The sequence below is a fragment of the Caballeronia udeis genome (genome assembly GCF_044909315.1).
GTDB lineage: Bacteria > Pseudomonadota > Gammaproteobacteria > Burkholderiales > Burkholderiaceae > Caballeronia > Caballeronia udeis_A.
Genome location: NZ_JBIYEB010000001.1, coordinates 349,631 through 371,290, shown reverse-complemented (window position 1 = coordinate 371,290; position 21,660 = coordinate 349,631). Strand labels below are relative to the sequence as shown.

Genomic DNA, 21,660 nt, shown 5'->3' with positions numbered 1-21,660 from the left:
CGTTGATCATGTTTTGTCCACGTTGTGGTCAATGGACTCGTGGGTTGCGCCAGGCGGTGCCTGCGAAGGGGGCGATCCGGGTCGGCGGCAGCGGCGCTGCATCAAGGCGCAAGCCGTCCTGCGGCGTGTTGAACGTCACGCGGTTTGGGCCGGTTGAAGAAGCTGTAGCGGAGTGGCGCTATAGCGCCATGCTATGATCGACGGGCGGTTTGCTGCATCGCCTGCGCCGCGTCAGGGTTGACGCAGCGGAGCCGCCCGGGCGTGATTACGGTCGTGAGCGGGTACGCAATACATGGTCCGGCCGGCGGTGTGGCGTAAAACAACATTGCGCCTTGCGCCTGTCATGCACGAAAGGCATGCTTCACGCGGTGTACGCAGCAGCTCAGCCGCTGAGGTCTGGCAAGGTGGTAACAAACGCCTCGCCGAGCAACAGGGTTTTACAAAGTATCAAAAAAGGCTTTAAACGAGCTTCATCAAAGTTCGTGCTTCGTACTTACCTCAGGCACAGGGTTCGCTCCTCACCCACGGTAGACATTGCAACGCGGCTTGGGCTGCACGTTTGCAACGGGCAAAAAGTCGCAGAAGGACGCGACAGGCGCTTCTTTACCGTTTTTGCATCTGAACGCCTGATTCCCGCGTAAAATTGAAAGCTTCGCTGCCGGCGGCGCGGGTTCCCGCGCGTAGCCGGCTAAAGTTACAACAGACAGAACTGTCGCACTACGTTGCAAACCAGGGGTGGACTATGAACACGATGCTTTATCCGGAACTGTATAAATCGCTGGAATCGGTTCGTTGGGACATGGAGAAAGATATTCCCTGGGACAAATTCGACTCGGCGCTGCTGACCGACGAACAAGCCAAGACCATCAAGATGAACGCGATCACCGAATGGTCCGCGTTGCCCGCCACGGAAATGTTCCTGCGCGACAACCACAACGACAGCGATTTTTCGGCGTTCATCAGCGTGTGGTTCTTCGAAGAGCAGAAACACTCGCTCGTGCTGATGGAATACCTGCGCCGCTTCAAGCCCGAAATGGTGCCGACCGAAGCAGAACTGGACGCTGTCCGCTTCGAATTCGATCCCGCTCCCCCGCTCGAAACACTGATGCTGCACTTCTGCGGCGAGATCCGCCTGAACCACTGGTACCGGCGCGCAGCCGAATGGCACACGGAACCGGTGATCAAGCACATCTACGAAACCATTTCGCGTGACGAAGCACGGCATGGCGGTGCGTATCTGCGCTACATGAAGAAAGCGATGACGCAAACCGGCGATATCGCGCGGGCCGCATTCGCGAAGATCGGTGTCCTGATGGCATCGGCACGGCGCACGGAAAAGCCGCTGCATCCGACCAATCTTCACGTGAATCAGGCGCTGTTTCCGCGCGACACCATTCAGTCGCGCTTGCCGGATCCGGAATGGCTCGAACATTGGCTCGACGAACAAATTCGCTTTGACGACAGCTGGGAAAAGAAGGTCGTCGAACGGATCTTGCATAACCTGTCCATTTTGTTCGAGCGCTCATTTGCCACGGCACAGGAATTGAACCGGTATCGCAAGGAAGTGGTGCTGCGTCTGCAGGCTGCGCAAGGGGCGTCGCAACAGCCGGCCTGACCGCAAACCCGGCATGTCGTCCTGGACAGCCCGCTGGTTGATGACCGGCGGGCTGTTTTGTTTTTGAAGGGCGCTCCCCAGGCGCAGACGCGCTTGAACGTCACAGCGCGCGCCGCCATGCATGGCACACTACGGTCCTTCCGAATCTCTCATCGCTTACCGCCATGCCCGCTCCTTTCGAACGCAAGATCATGACGCGCAACGCGCTTGCCGCTTTACGCCCGCAATTTACGTCGCCGGTGGTTTTCACGAACGGCGTCTTCGATATCCTGCATCGCGGTCATGTGACCTATCTCGCCGATGCCAAAACGCTGGGTGCAACGCTGATCGTCGGCGTGAACAGCGACGCATCTGTGCGCATGCTCGGCAAGGGCGACGACCGGCCGATCAATCGCGAAGATGACCGGATGGCGCTGCTCGCCGCGCTGGAAAGCGTGGATTGGGTGGTGAAATTCGAGGAATCGACGCCGCTGGAACTGATCGGCGAACTGCATCCCGACGTGCTGGTGAAAGGCGGCGATTACGACATGGACAAGCTGGCGGAATCGGCGCTGGTGCGGAGCTGGGGCGGCAAGGCGCTGGCGATTGCGTTCGAGCACGATCGCTCGACGACCGCATTGCTCAAGAAAGTGCGCACGCAGGGATAAGGGCGCAGCCGGAAACCCGCTTATTGCGCGAGCGGGGCCGCCTGGACTGCGGCCGAAGGTGCGGGACCGCCGACCACCGCCTGGTCAGCGGCTTCTTCCGGACTGATCGGGCGAACTTTCACCAGTTCCGGGTGCACCTGGCGGTCGAGATGCTGCGGCTCACGTCCACCGGCCGACGGCAGCGGTCCGAACACGCCTTGCACGACAACGAACATCAACAGATTTGCCAGAAATAAAAGGGCGAGCAGCCAGCGCAGCATGGAAAGCGCTCCATCAATCGGGTGAACGGGAAACGGCAGCTTCGGGGCTAGCGTCGTGGGCGGCTTCATCGGCAATTAACGCCAGCCCCGCGAGCACTAGCGAGTCGTGGCGAGTATGCGGCACCTTTAGCGCGCCCGCCACTTCGCTGGCGCCCCCACCGCTGAGAATCAGGCGCACGTCGTTGTTCCACTGGACGCGCAGATCGTGCCACGCCCGCTCTATCAAACCCGCCTGCGCGAGCAGGCATCCCGTCGATAACGCCGTGCGCGTGTCCGTCGCGAAAATGTCGCTGGATGAACTGATCGCGCGGCGAGCGGTATCGGGGAGCAGCGTGGGCAATTGCGCCGTGTGGGTGCCGAGCGATTGCATCATCAGCAGCCAGCCGGGCGCGATCAGACCGCCGGTGAAGGTGCCGTCGGCCAATAGCGCTTCAAGCGTCGTTGCCGTGCCGATAGTGGCAATCAGCAGGTTCTCGCCGGGGTACGCGGCGTGTGCGCCGATCATGCCGCACCACCGGTCGCTGCCGAGCGCCGCCGGTTCCGTGTAGCGGTTCGTCACGCCCGATTGTTGCGCCTGTGCACGCACGATCGTGCGGGGCAAGCCGGGCCAGCGTGCCTCAAGAAGGGCCGCAATGCGTTCGCCCACGCGCGGGCCCGCGACGTTTGAAATCCATGCGCCTGCGGGGCGCGGCAAGCTGGACCAATCGGTTATATCCGCCAGCACGGTTTCAACGTCGACATGTTCAAACGCACCGCCATTCAGCGTTTCCCGAGTGGCGCTGACCAGCGACCATTTGATCCGGCTGTTGCCTGCATCGATGAGCAGAAACGGTGCACCACTCACGGCCGGTGCTCCGCGAGCCGCAACGAGACGTCGCCGGTCGTGGCGGTCCTCAGGCCGGTCGGCGTATCGATCTGCAATTGGCCGTTATCGTCAATACCCACCGCCAGGCCGCGCGCCACCTCCACGCCCTGTTCCAGCAGCACCACCTCGCGTCCCGCGTAGGCGTGCGCCGCCAGCCACTGCTGGCGGAACGGGCGGAAGCCATCGGCGGCAAAACGCGCCAGCGTGGCGTCCAGCGCGTTCAGGACGGCGGCGAGGGTATCGGTGAGATTCGCTTCGGGCCATGCGCGCGACAAGGACGCCGGCGTATTGCCCGGCACGGGAAGGGCGTTCCGGCGCTGGGCTTCATCGAGTTCGGCCGCCAATTCCGCCGCGCCGTGCAGGTTGATGCCAATGCCGATCACGACCGCGCTGGCCCGCGGCGTGTTCCACGCGGTTTCAATGAGGATGCCGGCGAGCTTGCCGTCGTCGAGCAGGATGTCGTTCGGCCATTTCAGTGCCAGTCTCGCCGATGCCGTCAGCGGCAAGCTGTTCAGCGCATCGAGCACGGCCGTGCCGACCGCGAGGCTCAGTCCCGCGAGTCCTTCGAGCGGCCGGGGCAACACGCAGGCCGTGGAAAACAGCAGCGCGTTGCCGGGCTGAGCAACCCACGTGCGGCCCCGGCGGCCGCGGCCGGCTGTCTGCAAGTACGCAACTCGCACGAACGGCGTGCCATCGGCGGCCTTCAGCGTCGAGCGCGGCGAGAACGAGTCGGGTGCCGACGCCGATGTCTTGTTGCGGGGCTGCTCCTTGAGCTGCGCCATCAGGTCGGCATTCGTGGAGCCCGTTTCATCGACGATCTCGATCGGCCAGTCGCGCACCGGCCGCGCGGCGAGCGACATCAGCCGGTCGCGGTCGATCCGCCAGGCGGCGTCGAGCGGGAAAGACGAGTTGGATGAGTTCATATCCGCATTGTAGCGATCTGGCGCCCGGGAGCCTTGACGGGGAAACACTCACGCCGATCGTTGCATGGTGGTTGGGCTCCGAAACCCTGGCCGGTCGGCCGACGCCCCGCGTGATCGAGATTCCATGACGCACCTTCGCTACAATGGGTTCTCCCTTGTCACCCTACCTGGAGCGTTTTCAAGCCTTGAACTTCGACACTCCGCCCGGCCTGAAGGTCGAGTCCGGTCAGCAGGGCAAGGTTGTCCGGCTTTCCGGCCAGTGGACGGCGTTCGCACTGGCGCGCGATCACGCGAGCGCCAAGCGTGGCGTGGTGGACAGGCTGCGCAGCGTCGGGCAGGAAGCAATCAGGCAGTGGGACCTGCTGCCTGTCGAACGGCTCGATCACGTCGGTGGACAGGCGCTGTGGCGTGTGTGGGGCAGGAAGCTGCCGGAGCGTGTCACCCTCTCGGACACACAAAGGGAAATCTTCGAACGGGTCGCGCTGCTGGACGCGAATCGCGAAGAGCCTGAGCAGATTGATCGTATCGACCCCATCACCCGCCTGGGCCTGATGCTGTTCTCGTTCTTCGAGCATCTGCAGGGCGGCCTCGCCATGTTCGGCGGCTTCGTGCTCGACCTGATCGGGCTGGTGCGGCGCCCGAAGCGCATTCCGTGGACTGAAATCTCCGCGAACATCTATGCCGCGGGCACGCAGGCGCTTGGCATTACGGCGCTCGTCGCGTTCCTGATCGGTATCGTGCTGAGTTATCTGTCCGCGCAACAACTGCGCATGTTCGGCGCGAACCAGTACATCGTGAATATCCTGGGGCTTTCGGTGATCCGCGAGCTCGGGCCGGTGCTCTCGGCCATCCTGGTCGCCGGCCGCTCCGGCTCCGCCATCACCGCGCAGATCGGCGTGATGCGCGTGACGGAAGAGCTCGACGCCATGCAGGTCATGGGTATCCCGCACGGCCTGCGGATCGTGCTGCCGCGCGTGCTCGCGCTCGGCATTGCCATGCCGCTGCTGGTCATGTGGACCAACATGGTGGCGCTCCTCGGCGGCGCGCTGGCGGCGAAGCTGGTATTGGGTATCGACCTGTCCTTTTTTGTGCGCTCGCTGCCGTCCGTCGTGCCGGTCGCCAACCTGTGGATCGGGCTGGGCAAGGGCGTGGTATTCGGCATGCTGATTGGCCTGGCCGCGTGCCATTTCGGCTTCCGCATCAAGGCGAATTCGCAGAGCCTGGGCGAGGGGACCACCACCTCGGTGGTGTCGTCCATCACCATCGTGATTCTTGCTGACGCGGTGTTCGCCATTCTCTTCCAGTCGGTGGGCATCTGATGTCGGCTACCCTTGCATCCGCCGTTCGCAACAAACCTACCCCTGTCACCGCTGAACCGGTGGTCGAAGTCGTGGACGTGACGAAGCGCTACGGCCGTACGGTGATTCACGAGCATCTGAACCTGGAAGTGCGGCGCGGCGAGATCCTTGCGCTGCTCGGCGGATCGGGCTCCGGCAAGACCACGCTCGTGCGGCAGATGCTTGGGCTGGAGTCGCCCACGTCGGGCACGATCCGCGTGCTCGGCGACGAGTGGGCGAACATGGACGACGAAACCGCGCGCATCCTGCGCACACGCTCGGGCATGATGTTCCAGCAGGGCGCGCTGTTCTCGTCGCTGTCGGTGTACGACAACATCGCGCAGCCGTTTCGCGAACTGGGCAAGATTCCGGAGGAGCTGATCCGCGAGTTCGTGATGCTCAAGCTCGAGATGGTCGGGCTGTCGTGCAAGAACATGAGCAAGATGCCGTCGGCGTTGTCGGGCGGGATGATCAAGCGTGTGGGCATCGCGCGGGCCATCGCGCTTGAACCTGAACTGCTGTTTCTTGATGAACCCACGGCGGGGCTTGACCCGAAGGCGTCGGACGAATTCGTGGACCTGATCGCGACGCTGCACCGGGCGCTGGGCTTGACCGTGGTTCTCGTTACCCATGACCTTGACACCATGGTCGCGCTGTCCACGCGGGTGGCTGTGCTGGCCGAGCGGCGCGTGCTGGTGGCGGCGCCCGTGGAGGAAGCGGTGGCCGTGGATCATCCGTTTATCCGCGAATATTTTCTCGGGCGGCGCGGCAGGCGCGCGCTGCAGGCGCTGCCGCCCGAGCGCCGCGCAAAATTGCCGGCGGTCGCGCTGGAAGACGCGCCATGCCGTCCCGCGCTCTAACCGTTCCAGGCGGTCTCGTGGAAATTGTTCCGGGCAGCTCTCGGGGAAGCTCTGGAACGTCGTAGTAAAAAAAGGAACCTGCTGATGGAAAACAAATCCCATGCGTTCTGGGCCGGTCTGTTCACTATCGGGCTGTTGGCCGCTATCGGCATCGCGGTGTTCTTTTTCAACGTGGACCGCACTGTGCGCGTGCCGTACGACCTCGTCGCGCGTACCAATGTGACGGGTTTGTACACGGACGCCGACGTCCGGTACCGCGGGCTTGGCGTGGGCAAGGTGGAGTCCATCAAGTTCGATCATGAAAATCCGGGGCAGATCCGCATCCGGATCGAGGTCGACAAGAACGCGCCAATCACGCAGTCCACTTTCGCCACACTCGGCTTTCAGGGCGTGACGGGGATTGCATTCGTGCAACTCGACGACACCGGCAAGAATCCCGCGCCGCTGCCGTCATCGAAGCAAAAGGTCGCGTCGCTGCCGCTGCGGCCGGGTTTGTTCGACCAGTTGCAGCAACGTGGCGACATCCTGATCAAGAAGTTTGAACGGATTGCCGACGACGCAGACAGATTCATGTCCGACGACATGCGCGATCAGGTGCTGCAGACCGCGAAAAGCTTGCAAGGCGCCGCTGACGGTATTGCTGTGCTGAGCAAGCAGGTCGGCCCGGTGGCGGAGCAACTGCCGCGCACGCTGGATCAACTGGATCGGACGCTCGCGTCGACCAATGCGCTCGCGAGCAGTTTGAGCCGGGCGGACGGTCCGTTTGTCACCAACATGAACAAGGCGGGTGACGCGGCCGAACGTGCAGGCCGCGTGATGAACGAAGTCAACGAGTCGTTGCAGGAAATGGCCGCGCGGGTGGGTTACGAGACATTGCCGCGCGTGAATTCGCTGGCCGACGACGTGGGCAGTGCGGCGCGTTCGGTGGATCACGCCGCGGAGACTTTCAACCGGAACCCGCGCAGCGTGCTGTTTGGGGCGCCGCAGCCCGCGCCGGGGCCCGGCGAGCCGGGTTTCCAGTGGCCGTCGGCACCGTCGAAATGAAGTCGTAAAACATTGCGCAAGAACCATCGGCACCGGGTCCGCTGCTCGCAGGAATTTGGCGGACTAGAGTTCGATGTCCAGGCGTTTTTGATCTTGAAATAGGGAACTGTGATGCCAAACACGATCTTGCAGGCGATGCGCTTATCCAAGCGCGCTGCGCGCCCGCTGCCGCGGGCGCGCTCCGGTTTTACCAGTCCGGCTGTCATAGCTATTGTTGCCGTACTGGCGGGTTGCGCGTCAGGGCCGCCCGCGGCCGTGTCGAATATCCGCTATGACTTGGGCGCACCCGCGCCGCTGGCCAACACCATGAACATGCCGCCGGTAAAGGTGCTGGCGGTAAGTGCAGCGAAGAACCTGGATACCGACGCGTTCGTGTATCGGCTGAAGTATGCCGATGCGCAGCGCACCGGCAGTTATGCGGACAGCCGCTGGACCATGTCGCCCGCGGAGTTGCTTACGCAGCGCCTGCGCGCGGCGCTCGCCTCGCGCGGGCCGGTGCTGACCGGCGCCGACCCGGTGCGCGCACCCATGTTGCAGGTCGATCTGACGGACTTCGAGCAAGTCTTCGATGCACCCGAGCAAAGCCACGGCGAGGTTTCGGCGCGGGTGACGTTGTCGCAGCACGGGCAGGTGGTCAGTCAGCGCACGTTCATCGCGCGGGCGCCTTCGTATACGGCTGATGCCGCTGGTGGTGCGCGTGCGCTTGCCGCCGCGTCCGACGACCTGATCGCTCAGATGGCCGCATGGCTCGGTGTGCAGCCGCTGGTCGCGTCTCAGTGACAGCGTTGAAAGCCGCGAACGCGCCCGGGACCGTGCAGTGACTGCCATGCATGTCGACGAAGCGCGCCGCGCTACAGGACAAGGGCGGCGCGCATGATCGTCAAGCAGTGGCAGCGTCGGCCGTCTGCGCTTTCGCGGCAGGCGCTGGCGGTTTATACGATGCTGGTGGTCTACGGTTCTCTGTATCCGTTTTCCGGCTGGCGAACGCTTGGGATTGGCCCGTTCGCGTATCTGTCCGATCCGCTGCCGCAATATCTCACCGCGTTCGACGTCATCACCAATGTGCTCGGTTATATGCCGTTCGGCGCGCTGGCCGTGCTCGCGTTGTATCCGCGCTGGCGCGGCGCGGTCGCGGCGGGCGTGGCGTTTATCGGCGGGGCGATGCTGTCCGGCACGATGGAAGCCGTGCAAACCTACTTGCCCACGCGGGTGGCATCGAATCTCGATTTGACCGCCAATGCGCTTGGCGCATTGCTGGGCGCCGCGCTCACTGCGCCCGCCACCAGCATGCTGCTCGATCGCGGCCTGCTGCGGCGCATGCGTTTCATGTGGTTCGAGCGCGATGCCGCGTACATGATCGGCTTGTCCGGGCTCTGGCCATTTGCCACCATGTATCCCGCGCCGTTCCTGTTCGCTGTCGGCGATTTGCCGCGCGTGCTGTGGTTGCGCATCGACCCGGTCATGCAGGATGCACTGCTCGCGTGGACCCCAGCGGCGTGGAACGTCGCGGCATGGCCGGCGCATCTCGGCGCAATGCTCCCCGACGACGCGTGGGAAACGCTCATCACTTCGCTCAACCTGTTTGCCGCGCTGGTGTTGGCCACTTTGCCGATGCGCGTCCGCGCGCCGCGCGTGCGGTTGCTGTTCGGCCTGGTGATCGCGACACTGGGCGCGAAGGCCGGGGCGACGTTCCTGCAGTCACGCTCCGGGCTCACGTTCGACTGGGCCACCGGCGGCGCAGTAGCAGGCATTGCGTGCGGTGCGCTGGCGGGCTTGCTGTCCCTCCGGTGCTCACGGCCGTGGCGCGCGACGTTGGCTGGTCTTGCGCTGATCGTCGCGCTGGTGCTGGTGAACCTGTTGCCGGTGAATCCCTACTTCGACATCGTGCTCGCCGACTGGCGCCAGGGGCGGTACCTGCATTTCAACGGCCTTTCGCAGTGGCTTGCGTGGGTGTGGCCGTATGCCGCACTTGGCTGGCTGGCATCGACTGCGGAGCGCGCGTTTCTTGCCCGGTGGCGTGACGGCGGCGACAAGCGCCGGTCGTTATAATCGGCCAAAATCGACACACAATCCCCACGAATCGAACATCTTCCGGCCAAGCCCATGGACCCGTTCTACAAATATCACGTGTTCTTCTGCCTCAACCAGCGCGACCCCGACGCTGCGCGTCCGAGTTGCGCGAATTGCAATGCCCAGGCCATGCAGGAGTACGCCAAGAAGCGCGTAAAACAGCTCGGGCTCGCTGGCGACGGCAAGGTGCGCATCAACAAGGCCGGTTGCCTTGAGCGCTGCGAACTGGGGCCAGTCGTGGTCGTGTATCCCGAAGGGACCTGGTACACGTATGTGGATGAAGCGGATATCGATGAAATCGTCGATTCGCATCTGGTGAACGGCAAGATCGTCGAGCGTTTGCTGATCGATCAGCCCGTCGCCTGAGGGCTCACGCAATGAACGCACAGACCGACAGGTTTCTGATCGACGGGCCGGTGGGCAAGATTGAGGTTGCGCTGGATCGTCCCGCAGACGGTGCGCCCGCCCGGGGCATTGCGCTGGTCGCTCACCCGCACCCGCTGTACGGCGGGACGATGGACAACAAGGTGGCGCAGACTCTCGCGCGCACGCTCGTGCAACTTGGGTACATCACGTATCGCTCGAACTTCCGGGGCGTGGGTGAAACGCAAGGCGAGCACGACAACGGCACGGGCGAACGTGACGACTTGCTGGCCGTGGTCGCGCACATGCGAGCGCAACCGGGGCAGGCTGATGTCCCCCTGGTGCTCGCCGGCTTCTCGTTCGGCACCTTCGTGATGTCGCATGTGGCGAAGCATCTGCGCGAGTCAGGCGAGGCCATTGAGCGGATGGTATTCGCGGGCACGGCGGCGAGTAACTGGCAGGTTGCCGAAGTACCGGACAACACGCTCGTGATCCACGGTGAAGTGGACGAGACCGTACCCATTGGCTCTGTTTACGATTGGGCGCGGCCACAGGAATTACCCGTGGTCGTGATTCCCGGCGGCGAGCATTTCTTTCATCGCAAGCTGCACGTGCTGAAGAAGATTATCGTCGACGCATGGCGTTGAGTTCGTTCCGGTTTCTCGCTTCACCGATACAAACCCTCTGTTGAATAAACGCGCGGCGCAAGGCTTTCAAAGGCTTTGCGCCGCTGCCGTTTTTATCCCCTCATTCACGAATCCCCGGCACATCAAGCCACTTTCGCGGCAAAAGCGGTTTGGCGCACGCGTATAATGGCGCAGACTTTTGCGCGACCGCCTGTCGGTTCAGCGCTCGCCGTAGCGCATGCGGCACGTGTCCGGCATTGAGTCTTGCGGGCACGCAAAGCCCATGCGCCGCCCGAGTATCGAAGCGCGCGGAGGTCAGTCCAGCGAGCGTTTTATGCCGCGCCGGCGGATTAAGGATCCGACCGGACTGCGTTGGGTTTGTCTTGGGTTTTACTGTGTTGCGCGCCTTATGCCGTGGTTTAAAACTGTCCGCCATTCAGCGGTGGTTCGAACGCGATCAAGAAGCCGTCAAACGTAAGCCGATGCAACCCGGGCGGTCCTGGCGAGTCCAATTAATCGCTTTTTGCGCGACGTCCAACGGCGTCATCACCCAAGCGCTCTACTGGACTGACCCTCCGCCTGTACAACCCGCGCGTTGCGTGTTTCCTTGAAGGGAACGCCTGACTCGCCGATGTTTTTTCTGCCGATCCGAACCTATGCGCTTTTCCCCTTCGAGCTTGTCCTTCGTCGCTCCTTCCTCCATTCACCGCGCTGTCACTGCCGCCATTGTCCTGCCTGCGACGCTTGTCGCGGCGAGCGCATTTGCGCAAGTGCCGCCGCCCGATGTCACCGCGCGCTCGTGGGTTCTCGTCGATGCAACCAGCAACCAGGTGCTCGCTTCCGGCAACCCGGACGAGCGCTCGGAGCCGGCGTCGCTGACCAAGCTGATGACCGCTTATCTCGTCTTCGACGCGCTCAAGTCGAAGAAGATCAACATGGATCAGACCGTCATGCCGAGCGAGGCCGTGCGCCGCGTGGGCACCGACGAGTCGCGCATGTTCATCGAGGCGAACAAGCCGGTGACCGTGCACGACCTGGTGTACGGCATGATCATCCAGTCGGGTAATGACGCGGCTATTGCGCTGGCGGAACTGGTGGGCGGCAGCGAGTCGAACTTCGTCTCGCTGATGAACGCGGCGGCCAAGCAGATCGGTATGAAGAATACCCATTTCGCCGATGTCAACGGCATGCCCGACCCGCAGCACTACACCACGGCGGGCGATCTGGCCGTGCTGTCCGCGCGCCTGATCCGCGATTTCCCCGAGTACTACAGCATCTTCTCGGTGAAGGATTTCACCTATAACAAGATCAAGCAGCCGAACCGCAACCGCCTGCTGTGGATCGATTCCACCGTCGACGGCTTGAAGACCGGCCACACGCAGGCCGCCGGTTATTGCCTGATCGCCACGGCGAAACGTCCGCTGGACGGCGTACCCGACGCCAGCCGCCGCCTGGTCGCCGTCATGATGGGCGAGCCGAAAGAGCATAACCGGGTGCAGGACAGCCTGAAGATGCTGAACTACGGCTATACGGCCTATGACGCATTGCGCCTGTACAAGGCCGGTCAGGTGATTGAGTCGCCGCGTGTTTACAAGGGCACCACGAACTTGGTGCAGGCGGGTGTGGAGACGGATCAGTACATCACCGTGCCGAAGGGCATGGGCGACAAGGTGAAGCCGACCGTCACGCACAACGACACCATCGTCGCGCCGATCAAGAAGGGTCAGGAGGTCGGCACGGTGAAGATGATGGCGGACGGCAAGGAAGTTGCACAGTTTCCGCTGGTCGCGCTGCAGGACGTGCCGCAAGCCGGTTTTGTCGGCCGGACGTGGGACTCGCTGCTGATGATGTGGCAAAAGAGGAAGTAAGCGGCAAGGCAGGGCGGCAGTTGGATTCAGGTGATCCGGCTCCATCTATGCCTGCTGTACGACGCCCGGGTGGACCGGGCGTCCTGTGCTGGAGAACACCATGAGCTCACCCGATATCGACGCCCTGTTTGATTTCCCCTGCGATTTTCCGATCAAGGTGATGGGCGCGACGCATCCGGAATTCCGCGATGCCGTCGTGACCGTGATCCGCGAATTCGATGACCAGTTCGACATCGAGCGCATTGAAACGCGCCCGTCGTCGGGCGGCAAATACACCGGCCTGACCGTCACCGTACGGGCGCAGAGCCGGGCGCATCTCGACGATATCTATCGTGCGCTGACCGGCCACCCGATGGTCAAAGTGGTGCTTTGAGCCGGAGTTCAGGCGTGGTCATCGGTGACTTCATAGGCGCATCGCAGGCCGCCGGCGTGCACTCGTAGAGCTGCTTGAAGCGGGCGATTTCATCGAAGAGCCAAGTGCGAAAGACCTGCACGCGTTGCGTCCCCAGCAACGCGGGCGGGCACACAAAGTAGTAGTTCCACGGGCTCGGCCCATCCACATTGAACAGCCTCACCAGCCGGCCCGCCACGATTTCATGCATGGCAAGCGACCGGCGCACGAGTGCGATCCCCTGGCCTTGAATGGCCGCCTGCAGCAAATTCGACGAATCCTCGTATAAAACGCCGCGCTTGGGCTCAGGAAGGTCCACGAGTCCGGCTGCATCGAACCAGGGTTTCCAGAGCTCGTCATGCGAGCGCAGCAGCGGCACATCGGCCATGTCGGCTGGCGTGCGCGGCAGCTTGCCGCCGTTGAAGTTCGGCGAGCACGCCGGGAAAAACACTTCATCGAGCAATTCTTCCGCGTGCAGTCCGGCGTATTTGCCCAGGCTGCTGAAACGGATGGCGACGTCCACGTCGTCGCGGGTGAAATCGGTCAGTGTGTTGGTGGAGAGCAACTCCAGGTTGATCTCCGGATGCTCCTCGATAAACCCGCCAATCCGCGGCGTCACCCACCGCGCTGAAAACGACGAGAGCATCGACACCACCAGCCGCCGGTCCCGCTCCCCTGAACGCAGGCGGCGCGTGGCTTCGGCGAGGGCGGAGAGCGTCGCACGAACCTCGGTGGCGTATTGGCGGCCGATGTCCGACAGACGGACGCGTTTGCCGTCGCGAGCGAATAGCGTGACGCCGAGATCGGCTTCGAGCGCGCGAATCTGGTGGCTGACGGCGCCGTGGGTGACGAAGAGTTCGTCGGCGGCGCGTGAAAAGCTTTCGTGGCGCGCGGCGGCTTCGAAGGCGCGCAGCGCGTTAAGGGCGGGGAGTTGTCGGAGGTCCACGGGCGTTCTCTCGGGTTGCGTATGTGAATTTATCTCACAAACGGAAGAAAATTGCTCGTTTTGCTGAAACGTATGCTGAGCCTAAGCTTTAGCCATCGATACGAATTTTGGCGGAGGCTGTCATGCGAGAAATATCCACAAGCATCATGTTTGAGATCAACGATGGTGAGACTGTGCCGATGAAGATTGGCCGCAGCGTCCGGTTGGTCGTTCAGGGTGCGCCGGTGTGGGCTACACGTAGCAACGATACGGAAGATTACTGGCTTGTGCCGGGCGATTGCCTGAAGCTGCGTGAGCGTGAGCGCCTGTGGCTGAGTACGGAAAAGGGCCACACGGCACAAGTAGTGTTCACGTTGGCGCCGCGGCCGGATCAGCGGGCGATTGGATGGCTGGCGCGCAATTTCGAGAAGCTGGCCGGTCGGTTCAGGTCGGGGTGGAGGACGGTTTAAGAGCGTTATTGTTCGTTAGCACTCGTGTGTGAAGGGGGCGGGGTCATCGCCGGCGATCCCGCTCCCCAACCCGCCGGCGTCAGTCATTCCCCGATCCACTGGCACAAGTACCCTCTCCGGCGTGGGAGACCGAACTTCGGTAAACTAGCGGAACTATGTCCGCCCAGCCGGTAATAACTTCCCCCTCAGCGTCAATAGATAGCGCGGATTGCGCGGTCCCTGGCGCCTTGGCCCCCGCGGTCATTTTCCGCTGGCGCGGCCTCGAGCCCTACACAGAAAGCTTTGACGCCATGCGCGCCTTCACGGAAACGCGCACGCCCGAGACTACGGACGAAATCTGGCTCGTCGAGCATCCACCCGTTTTCACCCTGGGACTGGCCGGCGACCCCGCGCATCTGCTCAACCCCAACAGCAACATTCCGCTCGTCAAGGTCGATCGCGGCGGCCAGATCACTTATCACGGCCCCGGACAAGTCGTCGCGTACCTGCTGCTCGACCTGCGCCGCCGCAAGCTGATGGTGCGCGAACTCGTGCGGCGAATCGAGGCCGGCGTGATCGAAACGCTTGCATCGTATAATCTCGCAACAGAGCGCAAGGAGCGCGCGCCGGGCATCTACGTCGCGCCAACGCCGTTGCAGCTTGCCCACGCGGGCGCAAAAATCGCAGCGCTCGGGCTGAAAATTCGCAACGGCTGCAGTTATCACGGCGTGAGTCTCAACGTGAAAATGGACTTGCAACCGTTCCTCGCGATCAACCCGTGCGGCTACGCCGGACTGGAAACCGTCGACATGGCAACACTCGGCGTGGCAGCAGACTGGAACAACGTGGCTCAAACGCTGGCTGAAAACCTCACTCACCATATCGGCGGCCATCGCGCGACCGCCGCCCAACCGCAGAACGGCGTGGCCGTCTGAATGGACCGACCGAATGACTGACGTAACCGGAAATCTGGCTGGCAGTACTGACGCATTGACGCCCGCTGCCGCACCCTACGACGCCACCGCCAAGCAAAAAGCGCAAGCGAAGACGGCGCGCATCCCGATCAAGATCATCCCGATCGAAAAGCTGAAAAAGCCGGAATGGATCCGCGTGAAGGCCGCGACGGGAAGTTCGCGTTTCACCGAGATCAAGCAGATCCTGCGCGAACACAATCTGCATACGGTCTGTGAAGAAGCAAGCTGCCCGAACATTGGTGAATGTTTCGGCAAGGGCACCGCGACCTTCATGATCATGGGCGACAAATGCACGCGTCGCTGCCCGTTTTGCGACGTGGGTCACGGCCGCCCCGATCCGCTCGATGCCGACGAACCGCTGAACCTCGCCCGCACGATCGGCGCGCTGAAGCTCAAGTACGTGGTGATCACGAGCGTGGACCGCGACGACCTGCGTGACGGCGGCGCAGCGCATTTCGTGGAATGTATCCGCCAGGTGCGTGAGCATTCGCCCATGACGCGCATCGAAATCCTGACGCCGGACTTCCGCGGCCGTCTGGACCGCGCGATCGGTATCCTGACCGCCGCGCCGCCGGACGTGATGAACCATAACCTTGAAACGGTGCCGCGCCTGTACAAGGAAGCGCGTCCGGGTTCCGACTACGCGCATTCGCTGAAACTGCTGAAGGACTTCAAGGCGCTGCATCCGGAAGTGGCGACCAAGTCCGGCCTGATGGTCGGCCTGGGCGAAACGGAAGAAGAAATTCTTCAGGTCATGCGCGACCTGCGCGCGCACAACGTCGACATGCTGACGATCGGCCAGTACCTCCAGCCCTCCGAACACCATCTCCCGGTGCGTTCGTACGTCCATCCGGACACGTTCAAGATGTACGAGGAAGAAGCGTACAAGATGGGCTTCACGCACGCGGCTGTCGGCGCCATGGTGCGGTCGAGTTATCACGCGGATCAACAAGCTCACGACGCAGGTCTGGTTGGCGCGATGTAAGCCTTCCGCTGACTTGGCTGCTACGAAAAAAACCCGCGGAAACGTGGGTTTTTTCGTTTTGGAACCCCTCTGATTGCCCGGAACGAGCGCCTTTGCCGAACCCCGTCCCAATGGTCCCAAAACCTCGGGAAAGCCCGTAGATAAAGCGGCTCAGGGATAACCCGAATGCCGTCCGGATGGTCGGACGGTCCAATTCCCGAATTCCGGAAACACGGATTTTCACGGCGTCCAGTCAACAAAAAACCCTTAAAAATCAACGTACAAGGCGAGTCAAAAACTGGCATCGACCTTGCAATATGAAGGGCGGCCGCACAGGCCACAAAAAAAGACAGGGAGACGATTCGATGCAACCCATCCCATTCAGCTTCACCTGATTTTGCCGACCGCCAGACGCGCATCGCCGCAGCCTAGCGCCGGCGCGTTTTTGTCTCACCCCTTTGCTACTCGCCGACCATGCCCGGAACAACTGTGACAACCGTGAAGAAACCCTTTTATAAAGTCCTCTACGTGCAGGTGCTGCTGGCGATTGCCATCGGCATTGCGCTCGGGCACTTCTACCCCGCGCTCGCCACCGAGATGAAGCCGCTCGGCGATGGGTTCATCAAGCTCATCAAGATGGTGATCGGCCCGATCATCTTCTGTACGGTGGTGACCGGCATTGCCGGGATGGAAGACATGAAGAAGGTGGGGCGCGTGGGCGGCAAGGCGCTGCTCTACTTCGAAATCGTCTCGACGTTTGCGCTCGTGCTCGGCCTCGCCGCCACGCATATCCTGAAACCGGGCGTGGGCTTCAACATCGATCCGGCCACCCTCGACGCCAAGGCGGTTGCCTCCTACGCCGCCAAGGCGCACGGCCAGACGACCACCGACTTCCTGATGCATATCATCCCGGACACGATCTCGTCGGCGTTCGCGCAAGGCGAAATCCTGCAGATCCTGTTGGTCGCGCTGCTGTTCGGCGCGGTGCTGGCCACGGCTGGCGAGAAGGGCCGCGTGGTGACCGGGTTTATCGAAGGGCTGTCCCACATCCTGTTCGGCATCGTGCGCATCATCACCAAGCTCGCCCCGATCGGTGCGTTCGGGGCAATGGCGTTCACGATCGGCAAGTACGGCATCGGCTCGCTGATCCCCATGCTCAAGCTGATCGGCACGTTCTACCTGACGTCGATCGTGTTCGTGGTCGTCGTGCTGGGCGCGATTGCACGCATGGTGGGCTTCAACATCTTCCGCTTCGTCGCATATATCAAGGAAGAAATGCTGATCGTGCTGGGCACGAGCTCGTCGGAAGCTGCCTTGCCGCAACTGATGCTCAAGCTTGAAAAGCTCGGCTGCTCGCGCTCGGTCGTCGGCCTCGTGGTGCCGACCGGTTATTCGTTCAACCTCGACGGCACCAACATCTACATGACGATGGCCGTGCTGTTCATCGCCCAGGCGACGAACACGGACCTCACGTGGATGCAGCAACTGACGCTGCTCGCGGTGACCATGCTCACGTCGAAGGGCGCAAGTGGCGTGACCGGCGCGGGGTTCATCACGCTGGCTGCAACGCTCGCTGTCGTGCCGACCATTCCGCTCTCGGGCATGGTGCTGATCCTTGGCATCGACCGCTTCATGAGCGAGTGCCGTGCGCTGACGAACATCGTGGGCAACGGCGTGGCGACGGTAGTTGTGTCGGCATGGGAAAAGGAACTGGATCGCAACAAGCTGCGCGACCAGCTCAAGCACGGCGCGGTGGATACCGAAGCCGAAACCGTGTCGTGATCGGGCGAAGCAGCGGCTAATCCAGGTGCTGCTTACCGACGTGCACGCGAAAGGGAATCAACAGCAATGACAGCGGCGAAGCATTCCGTTGCGGATGCTTCGCCGCGTCCGTTTACGACGGGGGCGGCGAGTGCATCGGCGAAGGCGTCGACGGAAGCCTCGTTCGAAGCGGCGCGTGCCACAATCGGGGGTCCCCATCGTCTGGAACCCGTTCACGTGACGCGGCGTTTGGTCGTATTCCTGCTTCTTTTCGCGGCGCTCGCCGGCGTATGCGCGCTTACGTGGAGCATCGCGTGGCAACGTGGCCTCGACGCGTTGCGTCAAAACGCGGCGGCACGTGTCGACCGCACAACGGCCGAGCTGAAAAGCACGCTCGACCGTTACGAATATCTGCCTTATCTGCTCTCGCGCCATCCGTTCGTGCAGGAAGTCCTCGCCGATCCGAACCCGCAATTCGCTGCACGAGCAGACCGATATCTCGCTGACCTGAACACGCACGCGCGTGCCACGGCAACATACATCATCCAGGCGAACGGGCGCTGCGTGGCGGCGAGCAACTGGGACGGCCCGGATAGTTTCGTCGGCGCGGAGTATCTGTTCCGGCCGTATTTCGTCGATGCCGTCAAAGGCGGCACCGGCCGCTTTTTCGGGCTCGGCACCATCTCGCGCGAGCCAGGTTATTTCATCTCGCAGCCGGTATTCAAAGAGGGAACGCGCGACATTATCGGCGTGGCGGTGGTCAAGCTGAACCTCGAATGGCTGCAAGGCGCCGATGCCTCTGAGCCGCTGCTCGTGACCGACGATCACGGCGTGATCTTCCTGTCGTCGGTGCCGGCGTGGAAATATCACACGCTTCGGCCGTTGCCGAAGGATATCGAGGCGTCGGTGTATTCCGCGCGGCAGTACGCGCAGCATCCGATCACCGCACTGCCGATCACCATCGTGCGTACGCTCGAGGGCGGTGCGCAGATCGTGCGCGTGGGAGGCGGGCGCGACGCGCCGAGTTTTCTCGCTACGCAGCGCGCACTGGGCGAGCCCGACTGGCACTTGATGACGATGGTGTCTCTCGATCCGGCGGTCGATGCCGCGTGGAGCGCGACGATCGTGACGGCGCTGCTGTTCGTATCGCTGTGTCTGCTCGCGTTTTACTGGCGTATGCGGCGTGCCCGTGTGCGGGAAATGATCCGCAGCCGCGCGCTGTTGCAGACCGCCTATGCCGAGCTGAACGAGCGCGTCGCGGAGCGCACGGCGGATTTATCGGAGGCGAATGCGTTGCTCACCAAGGAGGTGAGCGAGCGCACGCGGGCCGAACAGGACTTGCGCGCCGCGCACGGCGAGCTGATCCAGGCGAGCAAACTCGCCGCGCTCGGTCAGATGGCGGCGGGCATTACGCATGAGCTGAACCAGCCGCTCGCCGCGTTACGCAGTTTCTCCGACAACACCCGCGTGCTGATCGAACGCGGCGATCACGTGGCGGCCCATGAGAACCTCGAGGCAATTGCCGCGCTGACCGAGCGGATGGGAAAGATCACGAATCAGTTGAAGTTGTTCGTGGCGAAGGCCCGCCCGAAAAACGCGCGCACCGATGTCGGCCGCGCGTTGCGCAACGTGCTCGCGATGTTGCAGCCGCGCATGAAAAACGTGGTGCTCGCCTTCGATGCCAACGAACGCGCCGACTCCAGTCCGCCGCCGCTGTATGTGCGCTGCGAGGATTTGCGGCTCGAGCAGATCCTGATCAACCTGATTGGCAATGCGCTGGATGCCGTGGTCGCGTGCGATGTGCCTCGTATCGAGATCGAGTTGGTGAGGCACGAAATGACCGTCGATATCGTGGTCCGGGACAACGGGCCGGGCATCCCGTCCGATGTCCTGCCGCGCCTGTTCGAGCCGTTTTTCACGACGAAGGAAATGGGCCACGGACTGGGCCTGGGGTTGGCGATTTCATCGGCTATTGCGCGGGACTATGGCGGCACGCTGGTCGCCCGCAATCTGATCCCGCAGATGGAAGTGGATGGGCCCGAGGGCGGCACGCAGGCGGATGCGGATCGTTCGCACGGCGCAGAATTCGTGATTACGCTGCATCGCGCGTGACAAGAGCGTGAGCGGCGCTGCAGCAGTACGCTCCATATGCTGAGAAAATGCGGGATACGTAGCGGACCACAGCGGTTCGAGCGATCCGCAGCAGTTCGCGCTGAAAACAGGCAACACACAGCAATACCCCGCAATACCCCGCAGGAGTAAAAACCGATGACCGCAGGCCTACAGGTGATCTTCATCGAAGACGATGAACTGGTGCGCCGCGCAAGCGTACAAAGCCTCCAGCTCGCCGGCTTCGACGTAACCGCATTCGGCAGCGTGGAGGGCGCATCGCGCCTGATCGACGCCAGTTTCCCCGGCGTGATCGTGAGCGACATCCGCCTGCCGGGCGCGAGCGGCCTCGACCTTCTGGCCCAATGCCACGAACGGGCGCCTGAAGTCCCGATCATCCTGGTGACAGGCCACGGCGACATCTCCATGGCGGTCCAGGCCATGCGCGACGGTGCCTACGATTTCATCGAGAAACCGTTCGCGTCGGAGCGCTTGATCGAAGCGGTTCGCCGTGCGCTGGAGCGTCGCACGCTCGTGCTCGAAAACCGCGCGCTACGGCGTGAACTAGCCGGCCAGAGCAGCGTGGCGCCGAAAATCATTGGCCGCAGCCCGGCTATCGAACAGGTGCGCAAGCTGATTGCGAACGTCGCGCCCACCGATGCCTCCGTGCTGATCAACGGCGACACCGGCGCGGGCAAGGAGCTGATCGCGCGGAGCCTGCATGACCTCTCGCCGCGCCGGGACAAACCGTTCATCGCGGTGAATTGCGGCGCGTTGCCCGAGCAGATGTTCGAGTCGGAGATGTTCGGCTACGAGGCCGGTGCGTTCACCGGTGCGCAGAAACGCCGCATCGGCAAGCTCGAACATGCGTCGGGCGGCACGCTGTTCCTCGATGAGATCGAAAGCATGCCGCTCGCGCTGCAAGTGAAACTACTGCGCGTGCTGCAGGACGGCGTGCTGGAGCGGCTTGGCTCGAATCAGCCGATTCGCGCGAATTGCCGGGTGATCGCGGCCGTGAAGGGGGATATGGCGGAGCACGTTGCGGCGGGTACGTTCCGGCGCGACTTGATGTACCGGCTGAACGTGGTGACCATCACGCTGCCGCCGCTGGCTGAGCGCCGCGAAGACGTGGTGCCGCTGTTCGAGCACTTTTTGCTCGATGCCGCCGTGCGATACGAGCGCCCCGCGCCGCTGCTCAGCGATCGCCAGCGAGCCGAACTGATGCAGCGCGACTGGCCGGGCAATGCGCGCGAACTGCGCAACGCGGCCGACCGGATGGTGCTGGGAATCATCGATGAAACCGGCGTTCCCCTCGATGCCGCCACACAGTCGCTCAAGGAGCGCACGGAGCAGTTCGAACGCGCGGTGATTGCGGAGGCGCTGGAGCAGTGCGGTGGTGTGGTGGCTGCAGCAGCCGACCGGCTGCAACTCGGCAAGGCGACGCTCTACGAGAAGATCAAGCGCTATGGGCTCGCGGCGAAGGGGGAGGTCGAGCGCTAGGCGAGGTCTGGTGTTCTGCGTATTCTTCCCGCCCCCAAAAGCAAAATGCCCACCGATGAATCGGCGGGCATTTTGCTGTTAACCGTGTACCGCGTCAGGCCGAAGCTGC

At 62.8% G+C, this 21,660-nt stretch carries 21 protein-coding genes; 17 read left to right on the top strand and 4 right to left on the bottom strand.

What is annotated here, in order from left to right; translation table 11 throughout:
• Positions 1-742 precede the first annotated feature (742 nt).
• Together ABH944_RS01735 and rfaE2 are read left to right on the top strand one after the other, a co-directional pair.
• Positions 743-1,615, top strand: coding sequence for a ferritin family protein (locus ABH944_RS01735; protein ID WP_062082008.1), 873 nt, complete (start codon positions 743-745; stop codon positions 1,613-1,615).
• Positions 1,616-1,779: 164 nt separating this feature from the next.
• Positions 1,780-2,262, top strand: coding sequence for a D-glycero-beta-D-manno-heptose 1-phosphate adenylyltransferase (rfaE2, locus tag ABH944_RS01730; RefSeq protein WP_404604088.1), 483 nt, complete (start codon positions 1,780-1,782; stop codon positions 2,260-2,262).
• Positions 2,263-2,282: 20 nt separating this feature from the next.
• Here rfaE2 and ABH944_RS01725 read toward each other — a convergent pair whose 3' ends face one another.
• From ABH944_RS01725 to ABH944_RS01715, 3 genes are read right to left on the bottom strand one after another with little or no spacing between them, the layout of a single operon-like run.
• Positions 2,283-2,522 (bottom strand): hypothetical protein, encoded by a 240-nt coding sequence (locus ABH944_RS01725; protein ID WP_062082005.1) that lies wholly within the window; start codon positions 2,520-2,522, stop codon positions 2,283-2,285.
• 13 nt (positions 2,523-2,535) lie between these two features.
• Positions 2,536-3,366, bottom strand: coding sequence for a type III pantothenate kinase (locus ABH944_RS01720; protein WP_404604087.1), 831 nt, complete (start codon positions 3,364-3,366; stop codon positions 2,536-2,538).
• On the bottom strand, positions 3,363-4,310 hold the full coding sequence (locus ABH944_RS01715; protein ID WP_404604086.1) for a biotin--[acetyl-CoA-carboxylase] ligase: 948 nt from the start codon (positions 4,308-4,310) through the stop codon (positions 3,363-3,365). The genes ABH944_RS01720 and ABH944_RS01715 overlap by 4 nt, the downstream gene beginning before the upstream one ends.
• A gap of 185 nt (positions 4,311-4,495) precedes the next feature.
• Here ABH944_RS01715 and ABH944_RS01710 point away from each other — a divergent pair, with 185 nt between their 5' ends.
• From ABH944_RS01710 to ABH944_RS01670, 9 genes are all read left to right on the top strand, one after another.
• Positions 4,496-5,629 carry an MlaE family ABC transporter permease gene (locus ABH944_RS01710; protein ID WP_404604085.1) on the top strand — a complete coding sequence of 378 codons (1,134 nt, stop codon included), beginning with the start codon at positions 4,496-4,498 and terminating at the stop codon, positions 5,627-5,629.
• The gene (locus ABH944_RS01705) at positions 5,629-6,507 is read left to right on the top strand and encodes an ABC transporter ATP-binding protein (protein WP_404604084.1); all 879 of its coding nucleotides are present in this window, start codon (positions 5,629-5,631) and stop codon (positions 6,505-6,507) included. Before ABH944_RS01710 ends, ABH944_RS01705 begins: the two co-directional genes overlap by 1 nt.
• Positions 6,508-6,591: 84 nt before the next feature.
• Entirely contained in the window at positions 6,592-7,551 is a 960-nt protein-coding gene (locus ABH944_RS01700) for an MlaD family protein (protein ID WP_404604083.1), read from the top strand.
• 111 nt (positions 7,552-7,662) lie between these two features.
• Positions 7,663-8,331: an ABC-type transport auxiliary lipoprotein family protein gene (locus ABH944_RS01695; RefSeq protein WP_404604082.1), complete on the top strand. Its 669-nt coding sequence runs from the start codon at positions 7,663-7,665 to the stop codon at positions 8,329-8,331.
• A gap of 93 nt (positions 8,332-8,424) precedes the next feature.
• Positions 8,425-9,600, top strand: a complete 1,176-nt coding sequence (locus ABH944_RS01690; RefSeq protein WP_404604081.1) for a VanZ family protein — start codon at positions 8,425-8,427, stop codon at positions 9,598-9,600.
• Between the two features lie 54 nt (positions 9,601-9,654).
• Complete coding sequence (locus tag ABH944_RS01685) at positions 9,655-9,987, top strand: (2Fe-2S) ferredoxin domain-containing protein (protein ID WP_404604080.1); 333 nt, start codon at positions 9,655-9,657, stop codon at positions 9,985-9,987.
• 11 nt (positions 9,988-9,998) lie between these two features.
• The gene (locus tag ABH944_RS01680) at positions 9,999-10,631 is read left to right on the top strand and encodes an alpha/beta hydrolase (protein ID WP_404604079.1); all 633 of its coding nucleotides are present in this window, start codon (positions 9,999-10,001) and stop codon (positions 10,629-10,631) included.
• A gap of 635 nt (positions 10,632-11,266) precedes the next feature.
• Positions 11,267-12,478 carry a D-alanyl-D-alanine carboxypeptidase family protein gene (locus ABH944_RS01675; RefSeq protein WP_404604078.1) on the top strand — a complete coding sequence of 404 codons (1,212 nt, stop codon included), beginning with the start codon at positions 11,267-11,269 and terminating at the stop codon, positions 12,476-12,478.
• Between the two features lie 100 nt (positions 12,479-12,578).
• Entirely contained in the window at positions 12,579-12,851 is a 273-nt protein-coding gene (locus ABH944_RS01670) for a DUF493 family protein (RefSeq protein ID WP_047895688.1), read from the top strand.
• Here ABH944_RS01670 and ABH944_RS01665 read toward each other — a convergent pair.
• The gene (locus tag ABH944_RS01665) at positions 12,835-13,815 is read right to left on the bottom strand and encodes a transcriptional regulator GcvA (RefSeq protein ID WP_404604077.1); all 981 of its coding nucleotides are present in this window, start codon (positions 13,813-13,815) and stop codon (positions 12,835-12,837) included. The genes ABH944_RS01670 and ABH944_RS01665 overlap by 17 nt on opposite strands.
• A 122-nt stretch (positions 13,816-13,937) precedes the next feature.
• Between ABH944_RS01665 and ABH944_RS01660 the strand changes: the two genes are divergently transcribed.
• The 6 genes from ABH944_RS01660 to ABH944_RS01635 all read left to right on the top strand — a co-directional run bounded on the left by ABH944_RS01660 (position 13,938) and on the right by ABH944_RS01635 (position 21,551).
• The gene (locus ABH944_RS01660) at positions 13,938-14,264 is read left to right on the top strand and encodes a DUF2917 domain-containing protein (RefSeq protein WP_097260680.1); all 327 of its coding nucleotides are present in this window, start codon (positions 13,938-13,940) and stop codon (positions 14,262-14,264) included.
• Positions 14,265-14,419: 155 nt separating this feature from the next.
• The gene (gene lipB / locus ABH944_RS01655; RefSeq protein ID WP_404604076.1) at positions 14,420-15,178 is read left to right on the top strand and encodes a lipoyl(octanoyl) transferase LipB; all 759 of its coding nucleotides are present in this window, start codon (positions 14,420-14,422) and stop codon (positions 15,176-15,178) included.
• A gap of 13 nt (positions 15,179-15,191) precedes the next feature.
• Positions 15,192-16,202, top strand: coding sequence for a lipoyl synthase (gene lipA, locus ABH944_RS01650; protein ID WP_404604075.1), 1,011 nt, complete (start codon positions 15,192-15,194; stop codon positions 16,200-16,202).
• A gap of 453 nt (positions 16,203-16,655) precedes the next feature.
• Positions 16,656-17,963 carry a dicarboxylate/amino acid:cation symporter gene (locus ABH944_RS01645; RefSeq protein WP_404604074.1) on the top strand — a complete coding sequence of 436 codons (1,308 nt, stop codon included), beginning with the start codon at positions 16,656-16,658 and terminating at the stop codon, positions 17,961-17,963.
• A gap of 66 nt (positions 17,964-18,029) precedes the next feature.
• Positions 18,030-20,054, top strand: a complete 2,025-nt coding sequence (locus tag ABH944_RS01640) for a sensor histidine kinase (RefSeq protein WP_404604073.1) — start codon at positions 18,030-18,032, stop codon at positions 20,052-20,054.
• Between the two features lie 156 nt (positions 20,055-20,210).
• The gene (locus ABH944_RS01635) at positions 20,211-21,551 is read left to right on the top strand and encodes a sigma-54-dependent transcriptional regulator (protein WP_404604072.1); all 1,341 of its coding nucleotides are present in this window, start codon (positions 20,211-20,213) and stop codon (positions 21,549-21,551) included.
• The last annotated feature ends 109 nt before the right edge of the window (positions 21,552-21,660 follow it).